Annotated in this window: 7 protein-coding genes; 6 read left to right on the top strand and 1 reads right to left on the bottom strand. The window is 48.4% G+C overall.

The annotated features are described in order from the left end of the window. The first annotated feature begins 6 nt into the window (after window positions 1-6). The 3 genes from ASG33_RS01890 to ASG33_RS01900 all read left to right on the top strand — a co-directional run bounded on the left by ASG33_RS01890 (window position 7) and on the right by ASG33_RS01900 (window position 4,945). The gene (locus ASG33_RS01890; protein ID WP_056279721.1) at window positions 7-1,221 is read left to right on the top strand and encodes a serine hydrolase; all 1,215 of its coding nucleotides are present in this window, start codon (window positions 7-9) and stop codon (window positions 1,219-1,221) included. Between the two features lie 61 nt (window positions 1,222-1,282). After that, a complete protein-coding gene (nuoL, locus tag ASG33_RS01895; protein WP_056279723.1) occupies window positions 1,283-3,244 on the top strand; it encodes an NADH-quinone oxidoreductase subunit L in 1,962 nt (653 codons plus the stop codon). Between the two features lie 30 nt (window positions 3,245-3,274). Next, window positions 3,275-4,945, top strand: a complete 1,671-nt coding sequence (locus tag ASG33_RS01900; RefSeq protein WP_056279725.1) for a NuoM family protein — start codon at window positions 3,275-3,277, stop codon at window positions 4,943-4,945. 23 nt (window positions 4,946-4,968) lie between these two features. Here ASG33_RS01900 and ASG33_RS01905 read toward each other — a convergent pair whose 3' ends face one another. Then, entirely contained in the window at window positions 4,969-5,379 is a 411-nt protein-coding gene (locus ASG33_RS01905; RefSeq protein ID WP_229238535.1) for a hypothetical protein, read from the bottom strand. Window positions 5,380-5,645: 266 nt separating this feature from the next. On the opposite strand from ASG33_RS01905, the gene ASG33_RS01910 reads away from it, so the two are divergent. From ASG33_RS01910 to ASG33_RS01920, 3 genes are all read left to right on the top strand, one after another. After that, on the top strand, window positions 5,646-6,761 hold the full coding sequence (locus ASG33_RS01910) for an acyltransferase family protein (RefSeq protein ID WP_056279726.1): 1,116 nt from the start codon (window positions 5,646-5,648) through the stop codon (window positions 6,759-6,761). Between the two features lie 98 nt (window positions 6,762-6,859). Continuing rightward, window positions 6,860-7,582: an ATP-binding cassette domain-containing protein gene (locus ASG33_RS01915; protein WP_056279728.1), complete on the top strand. Its 723-nt coding sequence runs from the start codon at window positions 6,860-6,862 to the stop codon at window positions 7,580-7,582. Between the two features lie 174 nt (window positions 7,583-7,756). Beyond that, window positions 7,757-10,816, top strand: a complete 3,060-nt coding sequence (locus tag ASG33_RS01920; protein WP_056279730.1) for a glycoside hydrolase family 3 N-terminal domain-containing protein — start codon at window positions 7,757-7,759, stop codon at window positions 10,814-10,816. Window positions 10,817-10,839: the final 23 nt, after the last annotated feature.

The following is a 10,839-nucleotide window of genomic DNA, read 5'->3' on the forward strand; positions in this document are numbered from 1 at the left end:
CAGCCAATGTTGAAAAAAGTGCAGCCGAAGGTTTGGTGGACAGCTCTCGCTGTCGTGGTGGTTCTGTTGATTTCCTGGGGTTTGGTAAGAAGGAACGAGCCGGAAACAGAAGAAGAAGTAGCTGTACGTGCCAAAGCAATGTCGGGCCTTGATCCGGTAATAATCAAAAAACCGGATGCGGCCACAGCTGAGAAGATCACCAAGATCGAGGATATTTTCAGGCGGAAAAAACGGGCCGGTTTTAATGGAAATGTATTGATAGTTCAAAAAGGTGAAATCCTTTACCAGGACTCTTTTGGTTTTGGCAACATCAGGGAAAAAGATACACTTACCAGCGCGTCCAGATTTCAGCTGGCGTCACTTTCAAAGCCATTTACCGCGGTAGCAGTATTGAAGCTGATCCAGGAAGGGAGAGTAAGTCTGGACGATTCCGTTCAGCGTTTTTTTCCTGACTTCCCTTATCACGGTGTCAAAGTTGATATGCTGCTGAGTCACCGGAGCGGGTTGCCCAACTACATTTATTCTTTTACAGACAGTATCCGCCACGGCCGCAAGTATCCCGATAACCTGGATATCATGGACTGGTATGCCAAAGTAAAGCCCACACCCACACCTTACAACCGCCCCGGGCGCTCATTCAACTATTGTAACACCAATTACTGCGTACTCGCGGCTATCGCCGAAAAAGTGACGGGCGAACCTTTTGGTAAATACCTCAACGATCAGATTTTTACCCCCCTGGGAATGATCAATACCTTCCTGGTGACAGATACCTCCGCCACCGCGAGGAAGTTCAGAACAGCAGGGCACCAGTTTGGCCGCCGTCTTGACAAGGATTATTACGACGAAGTGGTAGGGGACAAGGGGCTATATTCCACTACGGGCGATATTTACAGGTTTTACAATGGGCTGACCAAAGGTTTGCTGATTGACAAGAAGCTGCTGGACGAAGCATTCAAGCCACGCAGCTTCGAGCGCGCGGGTATCCGCAACTATGGTTACGGTTTCCGGATGCACATCACGAAAGACAACAAACCCCGCTTTATCTATCACGGCGGCTGGTGGAAAGGCTACAATACCATGCTCTGGGTTTCTCCCGAAGATGAAGCTGTGATCATAGTTCTTGGTAATTCCTACAACCGCTCGACTTACGATCTCAAAGAGTTGCTGGAAGTAATCCACGGCTCCGGTAAAATCGAAGACATCGAGAAAGACATCTAGCATTGTTTGAATTCGGCCACGAATTCAGGATATTTGCCGAAATCAACCAGTTCCCAGCCTTATGCCCGATTCTGCGTATTTTTTGCCGGCTTACCTGCTGCTGGGAGTACCTTTTCTGGGGTTTCTTTCGCTTTGGCTGGGCGGTAAAAAGCTGAATAACGCGGCTGGCTACCTTGGTGCCGCAGCTACATTGACTGGCTTGATAATCAGCTTCTATTATGCTGATCCCGATGCAGTTCACATTGTCAGGTTCAACTGGCTGGTGATTGGAAATACCTCCATTGAACTCGCATTCCGCTTCGACTTCCTTACCTGCATCATGCTCGCCATTGTGCATTTTGTCGCACTGCTGGTTCAGCTGTATTCCATTTCCTACATGCACGGTGACCGTAACCTGCACAGGTATTACGCTTTCCTGCAACTTTTCCTTTTTTCAATGGTAGGGATTGTGCTGGGCGGGAGCTTGCTGGTGATGTATATTTTCTGGGAGCTCGTAGGCTTGTCTTCCTATCTGCTGATTGGTTTCTGGTATTTTAAAAAGCGGCCGGTGTGGGCAGCGCAAAAGGCATTTGTACTGAACAGAATAGGAGATGCAGCCTTTTTGACGGGTATTTTAATGCTATTCTACTATACTGGTTCTACCGACTTTGAGGTACTTCCCACCGCCATTGCCGACCTTTCGCCTGGGCTGCTGACCGTAATCGGACTTTGTCTTTTTGGCGGTTGTGTTGGTAAATCGGCGCAATTCCCGCTCTCGGGCTGGCTGCCCGACGCCATGGAAGGGCCCACTCCCGTTTCTGCATTGATTCACGCAGCTACCATGGTTGCAGCGGGGATTTTCCTGATGGCGAGAATTTCTTTCATGCTCACTTTTAAAGCAGAAGTGGTTATTCTGATCATCGGAACGATCACCATGCTGATCGGCGCAGTGAAGGCGCTCAATGAATGGGATATCAAGCGGGTGCTGGCTTACAGTACCATGTCGCAGCTGGGCCTGATGGTCGTGGCGATCGGTTTTGGTAGCTGGCAAACTGCGATGTTCCACCTTGCCACACACGCATTCTTTAAAGCCGGATTGTTTCTCTCTGCCGGATCCGTTATCCACGCAGTCACTCCCTCAGAAACAGATACCGTATTTGACGCGCAAAATATGCGGACTATGGGTGGTTTGAGAAGAAGCCTGCCGATCACATTCATATGCTTTTCTGTTTGTGCGGCGGCGCTGGCAGGATTGCCTTTTTTCTCCGGGTTTTTATCAAAAGATGCGATTATTACCGAAGGATTTCTCTGGGCCAAACTGGCTGGTCCGGTTGGATATATATTCCCGTTGATCGTCATTTTCTCGGCCGGGCTCACTGCCTATTACATGACCCGTCAGGTTTGGCTGGTGTTTTTTGGTGAGAAAAGATATACAGCATCAGCGGCTGTCCACCCGCACGAATCTCCTGCTTTGATGTGGCCGCCGATGCTATTGCTGTCGGTACTATCCTTGTTTATCTGGTTTTCTTGGAATCCTTTCGATGCAAACGGTTGGTTCCTGCATTTCCTTCAACCGGAGCATTCAGCGCATTTAAGCTGGGTTCCGTTTGTGGCCAGCGCCACTACTTTCCTGTTCATTTTCCTGGCTTACCGCGAAACAAAAGCCGCCAATCCATTCCGTTTGGAATCAAATAGGTGGGAAACGGAAACCGAAAAAAAATTCGCATTCAACTGGCTCCGGGACTACTCGCAGGAGCGCTACTTTATTATACCCTTTGAGTTTGTTACCAATACATTCAAAAGGTTTGAAAAGAACATTATCGACTCGGTTGTTGATTGGATAGCAAAAGGTAGTGTAGTAGCTGCGCACGTGATCAGCTGGATTGACAGGAATGTGGTAGATGGCGGGGTTAACCTCACTGTGTTTTCGATCCGCTCAGCCGGGAATGCGGCCCGGAGTCTGCAAAACGGCAGGATCCAATCGTATTACCTCGTGACTGTGGCAGGCTTATTTTTTCTGATATTGTGGCTCGTACTGGCTTGATAGCGCCGGCGGAGCTTTAACTCAATTTTGATGATTGACCATATACTTTCCTTACTCATTGCAATTCCGCTCCTGGGCGCCGCTGCTGTGGCTGTGTGGCCAACGCAGAATACCAGCCATTTCCGAATCATCGCATTGGTCGCGCTGCTGCTGGAAGTGGTCGTTGCCGTAGTCCTGTACATCAGTTTTGACAATCAGAATCCCGGGTTTCAACTTTCCGAGACAAAAGACTGGATCACGCTGCCTATCGGTTCCCTTGGGATCGTGTCCATTGATTATGCGCTTGCGGTTGACGGGATCAGCTTTCCATTGGTTTTGCTGGCAGTGATCGTTCTGCTGGTTGGAGTGATCAGTTCCTGGAATATTGCACAAAAAACACGCGCTTACTTCGCACTTTACCTGTTGTTGTCAGGCAGTGTGATAGGCTGCTTCCTGGCGCAGGATTTCTTTCTCTTTTACCTGTTTTTTGAATTCATGCTGCTGCCGATGTACTTCCTGATCGGATTATGGGGCGGCCCGCGGCGGGAATATGCTGCGCTTAAATTCTTCATTTACACATTCTTCGGTTCTCTGCTGATCCTGATCGTGATGATCGGGCTCTATCTGTCCGTCATCGATCCGCTGGAAACTGCACGGATGGTCGGCATAATGGGAGCCGATGATGTAATTCATCCTGACCTGATTCCCCAGATCCAGCAGTGGCTGATCGACGGAAAAATTGCGCCTGAGCAAATCGTACATACATTCCGCTTCCAGTTTCTGGGCGATCCCGGCAATTACCTGCCCGGTTCGCTGCTGCATCTGGCTTCCCAATATTACATCGGCGACATTCCACTCCGCTTGCTCGCATTCTGGTTCCTCTTCATCGGTTTCGCTGTCAAGCTGCCGGTAGTACCTGTTCATACCTGGCTGCCCGACGCGCACGTAGAAGCGCCCACGCCCATTTCGGTAGTACTTGCTGGAATCCTGCTGAAAATAGGGGGATACGGGTTTATCAGGATCGTCGATGGGTTTTTTCCATTGGAAGCACAGTACAGCGCCATTCCGCTTGGTATCCTGGGCATGATCTCGATCGTTTATGGCGGCTTTAATGCATTGGGTCAAACGGACCTGAAAAAGATGATCGCTTATTCTTCGGTCTCGCACATGGGGTTTGTGCTGCTCGGCATTGCTGCATTTACAGCCGAGGGAATCAATGGCGCCATTTACCAGATGGTAAGTCACGGTGTACTTTCGGCAATGCTCTTTTTACTGGCCGGCGTGGTTTATGACCGTACGCACGACCGTAAGATTGACAATTACCGCGGGCTGATCGGCGTTATGCCGCATTATACAATTATCACCGGCATCGCATTCTTCGCGTCGCTCGGCTTGCCTGGCTTTTCGGGTTTTGTAGGGGAGCTATTTACATTGATGGGCGCATTCCAGTCCGACCTGCTGCCTGCCTGGATTCCGGCACTATCGACCTTGGGGATTGTACTGGCAGCAGGCTACTTTTTGTGGACTTACCAGCGCATGTTCTTCGGCTCGTTCTGGTATCAGAACGGAAACAATTCCGTTCTGACCGATCTTACAGCAAGGGAAAAAGGCTTGCTGCTGCCGCTGGTGGTAATGACGATCCTGATCGGGATTCTGCCCGGGATCGTGTTTGATATGACCGGACCGACCATTGAAGCCTGGCTCGAAACAGTTACCCGGTAATAGTATAATTCCGGGTTGAAAGGTTATTTGCCAAACAGCTGATCCAGGCTGAACCTGCCTTTCTTTGATAATGCTTCGAGTCGCTGCTGTTGCTCCGGTGTGAGTACTTCAATCATCTCATTTCGTTTTTCCTGCGCCAGCATTTTCTTGTCTCGGCGTTTTGTGTCATCGCGTCTCGACAGCTTTCTTTCCATTCGGGCGTATCTGCGGTCAATTTTCTTCAACTGCTTTTGTTGCCTCTTACTTAGTTCAAGCTCGCTTGCAAAGCGGTCCAGGTTCTTTTCGAGCCGCTTGTTGTTGAGCTTGCTATTTGTTACTTCGTCGCCGGTACGTATGCTTTCTTTTTTACCAAAAACTTGTGCGTGTAAAGGAGTAACGTAGCCCGCCGACCAAACTGACAATGCAATAAGACAAAGCAAAAAGACTTTTTTCATGAGCAAATAACGGATTAGAATGTTGCAGCTAATAACGACAGCATGCATTCGGGAAATATAAAAATTCGATTTTTGATGTGTTAAGGCGCAGGTATCGTTCAGCTCGCAGGCTGGTTATGGCAGGAATTTCCCAATCCGATCGAAATAAATATGTTTTGTAACAGAGTATAGGTGGTATTATTTAACATCTTTACAGTAAACATTATTAGTTTTATTTCAAAGTTCACCTCTTTGACCAAATTTTATTTCCTTCTTCTTTAATTAAAATGAAAGAGAGTACTCCTCCGCAAAGACTTTTGTCCCTGGACACATTGCGCGGTTTTGACATGTTCTGGATATCAGGCGGCGAAGAGATTTTTCATGTACTGGCGAAAGTAACAGGCTGGTCATGGGCTGTTTTCCTGGCGCATCAGTTTACACACCCCGATTGGAACGGGTTCCGCGCGTACGATCTGATCTTCCCGACCTTCCTTTTTATGGCTGGAGTATCGACACCGTTTTCACTGGGCAGCAGGCTCGAAAAAGGGGTACCTGCAAAAGAGCTCCTGCGCAAAGTAGTGCAGCGGGGACTATTGCTGGTTTTACTCGGAATCATTTATAACAATGGCATTTTTCAGACCGAATGGGAAAATATGCGGTACCCGAGCGTGCTTGCGCGCATTGGTTTGGCCGGTATGTTCGCCCAGATCATTTATTTATATACAGATAAAAAAGCAAGGTGGATCTGGTTTGCAAGCTTGCTGATCGGCTACTATCTTTTCATGATGTTTTACCCGGTACCTGCCTGTGGTGCAGGATTGATGACAATGGAATGCAACCCGGCCAGCTACTTCGACAGAATGCTGATCCCGGGCAGGCTGCACCTGACGATTCATGATCCGGAGGGACTTGTTTCGACTATTCCTGCCATTGCAACGGGTTTAATGGGTATTTTCGCGGGCGAGCTGCTAAGAACAAGTGAAGAAACGATGAGCAAGAACACCAAAGTTAGCTATCTTGTTTTCGCAGGAATTATCAGTTTGCTTATTTGTGTGGTCTGGGATTACTTTTTCCCCATTAACAAGAATTTGTGGACAAGCTCGTTCGTGCTTTGCGCCGGCGGTTTCAGCGTGTTGCTGCTCGCATTGTTTTACTGGATTGTAGATGTACTGAACTATCGCCGCTGGACTTTGTTTTTTGTCGTAATCGGCATGAATTCGATTGTGATCTACATGGTAGGCAGGTTTATCTCATTCGGCTACACAGCAGAAGCGCTGTTCGGCGGTATCCTTAGCTACTTCTCCGAACCGGTTGAAGCAGTAGGAGAGATTATCGCCTTCATTGCAGTTCAATGGGCATTTATGTATTTATTGTTCAGGAATAAGTTGTTTTTGAAAGTATAGGGAAAGGGAGGAAGGATGAAAGGGAGGAAGGAGGAAAGGTGTAGGAAATGGCTTTGTCACCCTGAGCAGACTATTCACTCATTCAAAATTGAAAAAAAATGTCAATCCAGGTAACGAATCTCAGCAAAGTGTACGGGAGCCAGCGGGCTGTTGATGGGATTTCCTTCTCTTTGAAAAAGGGGGAGATCGTGGGTTTTCTTGGTCCTAACGGGGCAGGGAAGTCTACTACTATGAAGATATTGACAGGATACCTGAAACCTTCCGACGGGATTGCGAAGGTTTCGGATTATGATGTGGTGAGCCAGCCCATGCCCGCGCGCCGATCAATCGGTTACCTGCCTGAGCATAACCCGCTGTACCTGGATATGTATGTGACCGAACTGCTGCTTTTTTCGGGGAAGCTTTACGGAATGCACGGAGCCGCATTGAATGCGCGGGTGGAAGAAGTGGTAGCGATGTGCGGACTGGAAGCAGAAAAACGCAAGAAGATCGGGCAGCTATCCAAAGGTTACCGCCAGCGCGTGGGGCTTGCACAATCCTTTTTGCACGATCCCCAGGTACTTATCCTCGACGAACCTACCACGGGTCTTGACCCTAATCAGTTACAGGAGATCAGGGAGGTGATCAGAACGGCGGGGCAGGACAAAACAGTACTTTTTTCAACCCATATCATGCAGGAAGTAGAGGCGCTTTGCGACCGCGTGATCATCATCAATAAGGGTAAGGTTGTCAATGACAGCTCGTTGGAAGCGTTGCGGCAAAGCGGGAGCTCGCTGGAAGAAACGTTCCGGAACCTTACACAAACCACTGGAAATCACTAGATAGTTGCTTTAACGATAATCGGGAAAGCAATTATTAGAATTGCATTAAAACGCGATGTTTGTTGCATTTATTGAGATCTAAAATTGTTATTATTGTAACTATCGAAAAACTACAATGTCGTTTTTGAAGTCAGATAACCTAACATTCCCTCTTTAAAGTCAGTGATTTCAGGTATGAAGAAATGGTTTTTAGACCGGTTTCGTGTTGTAATAAGCATTGTCATTCTCGTTTTTCTAAGCACAATGGTTTCCGTTGCATGGAAATTCATGGGTGCCCGGAAAACCAATGCTGTCGCTGCTCCCGAAAAGCTTGAAAAAACTGCTGCCAAAGCGCCGAAAAGGAGAGCCGATCCTGTTTTGGTCCTGCCCGAAAACGAATGGGTAGACAGTACGCTGCGCTCGATGAGCACCGAAGAAAAGATCGGACAGCTGCTGATGGTTGCTACATTCTCCAACCGCGACGAATCTCATTATAAATATATTGACAAGCTGATAGACGAGTACCACCTCGGCGGATTGATATTCTTCCAGGGCGGACCCGTTGCGCAGGCTTCTCTGACCAACAGGTACCAGTCACATTCAAAAATTCCATTGTTCATTGGTATTGATGGAGAATGGGGCCTGGGAATGCGCCTGGACAGCACAATTTCTTTCCCTAAACAAATGGTACTCGGCTCGATCCAGAACGATGAGCTGATCTATTTAATGGGCCGCGACATTGCCAAGCAATGCCGCAGAATGGGTATCCATATCAATTTTGCGCCTGTATCCGACATTAACAACAATCCCGCCAACCCGGTGATCGGTATCCGCTCTTTTGGCGAGGACAGGGAGAATGTAACCCGCAAGGCGATTGCCTACATGAAAGGTTTGCAGCACAACCAGGTCATCGCAACAGCCAAGCATTTCCCTGGCCACGGCGATACAGATGCAGATTCGCATTTTACATTGCCTGTACTCAACCACTCTGCCGAACAATTGCAGGAGACGGATATTTATCCTTACCGCGCCATGATCGCGGACAGTTTAATGGGTGTGCTGAGCGGACATTTGAATATTCCTGCGCTTGATAACAACTCAAACCAGGCGAGTTCACTTTCTGAAAAGGTGATTACAGGGTTGTTGAGAAAAGACCTGGGTTTCCGCGGGCTGGTTTTTACCGATGCAATGAACATGAAAGGTGTTCTGAAAAACGGCAAAGCAGCGGACGTAAACCTGAAAGCACTTGTCGCAGGAAACGATATTCTTCTTTACCCTGAAAACATCGCGGAAACGATCACGAGGATCAAAGATGCGATTAACCAGAAAGTAATCAGCGAGAAGATCATCGACGATAAGGTTAAGCGCGTATTACAGGCCAAGTATTGGGCAGGATTAAGCAATTATACACCGGTTGACATTAATAATCTGTACGCCGATCTCAACAAGGAAAGCAGCAAAGAGCTTTACCGCGCATTGAGCGAAGCGGCTGTTACGGTTGTTAAAAACGATAATCATATTCTTCCGATCGGATCTGTGCTGGATAACGGGATCGCGTCGGTAAGTATTGGAGAAGGCAGCAGCGTGGCATTTCAGAAAATGCTCTCAACTTACAAGCCGATGCGCTCTTATTCTTTCTACGATAGTCAGGCTTCGCAGGAGCAGATCAGTGAAATGCTGAATTACCTCAATCCTTATCATACGGTGGTGGTCGACATTCACGGCATTTCCTCCAATCCGGCAAAAAATTACGGCGTCACCAAAAGCATGACCGACTTTGTTAGTCAGCTGAAACAGCAAAACAAGAAGGTAATCCTCTGCATTTTTGGTACACCTTACAGTATAGACTTCTTCCCGGAAACGGATGCATTGGTTTGTGCCAATCAGGATGGAAAAGACCAGCAGGAGATCGTTCCGCAGATCATTTTCGGTGCATTGAGCTCAAAAGGCACGCTGCCAGTTTCAGTACTTGCCTACAAAGCGGGTACGGGTGTTTTTACCACGGCCATTAACCGCATTGCATTTGGTACGCCGGAGAGTGTGGGAATGGACGCGGCTTCTTTAAAAAGAATCGATGAAATCGCTACTGCTGCATTGAATGACCACATTTTTCCCGGCTGCGAAGTGCTGGTGGCGAGAAAAGGCAAGATCGTTTATGACAAACAGTTTGGCGGGCTGAATTACCGGGCCGGCGAGAGAGTGACGTCCGAGACCATTTATGATCTGGCTTCATTGACTAAGGTGTCGGCCACATTGCAGGCTATTATGCTGCTTTATGACCGCAAGCAGATCAATCTGGATGAAAAAGCTTCGGCTTACCTGCCTGAACTGGTGGGTACCAACAAGCAAAATTTCACGATCAGGGAGCTGTTGCTGCACCGCTCTGGTCTCGTATCCTTTTATCCGCCGCTTTGGGACCGTACCAAAACCAATGGGGGAGGCTTGCTGCCGGAGTATTATAGTTCCAAAGCAGATACCGCCTATTATCTGCAGGTAGCGCCTAAATTGTTTGCAAAACCTGCATTACGCGATTCGGTTTGGAAATGGGTGATCGAATCTCCGATGAACAACCGCCGCGAGCGCTCGGGCAGCTACGGTTATCTGTATAGCGACCTGGGTTTTCTGACACTTCAGAAAATCGTGGAGCGCGTTACCGGCCAGCCGCTGGATATATTCGTGGCGGCCAATATTTACGAGCCGCTGGGACTGGGTTACCTTGGCTTCAATCCACTTCGTCGCTTCTCGGAAAAGCAGATTGCGCCGACAGAACAGGATTATCGGTTCCGCGGGCAGTTATTGCAAGGGACAGTTCACGATCAAATGGCGGCGATCATGGGCGGGGTGGCTGGGCACGCTGGCTTGTTTGGTACCGCGCGTGACCTGGCGGTTTTGTTTCAAATGAACCTCTGGAAAGGCAGCTACGCAGGCAAGCGGTATTTCGAACAGGCAACAGTCCCGCTTTTTTCAAGGGTTTATGATGAATCCTATCACCGCGGATTGGGCTGGGATAAAGCCCCGCTTGATGGGAACAGTTCCTATGTTTCGCCCCTCGCATCTGTCAATTCATTTGGCCACACCGGCTTTACGGGAACAATGGTTTGGGTGGATCCGGAAGAGGATCTGCTGTTCGTTTTTTTGTCAAACAGAGTCAATCCTGATCCTGAAAATACGGGAATAACGACGCATCGGACCCGCCGGAAAATCCAGGATGTGGTATACCGTTCGTTGCTGGAAAGGAAAAGTCAGCTTCCTTAAAGTGGTGGAAGTGTATTTGAAAA

Origin of the sequence: Dyadobacter sp. Leaf189 (assembly GCF_001424405.1) — a bacterium.
Taxonomy (GTDB): domain Bacteria; phylum Bacteroidota; class Bacteroidia; order Cytophagales; family Spirosomataceae; genus Dyadobacter.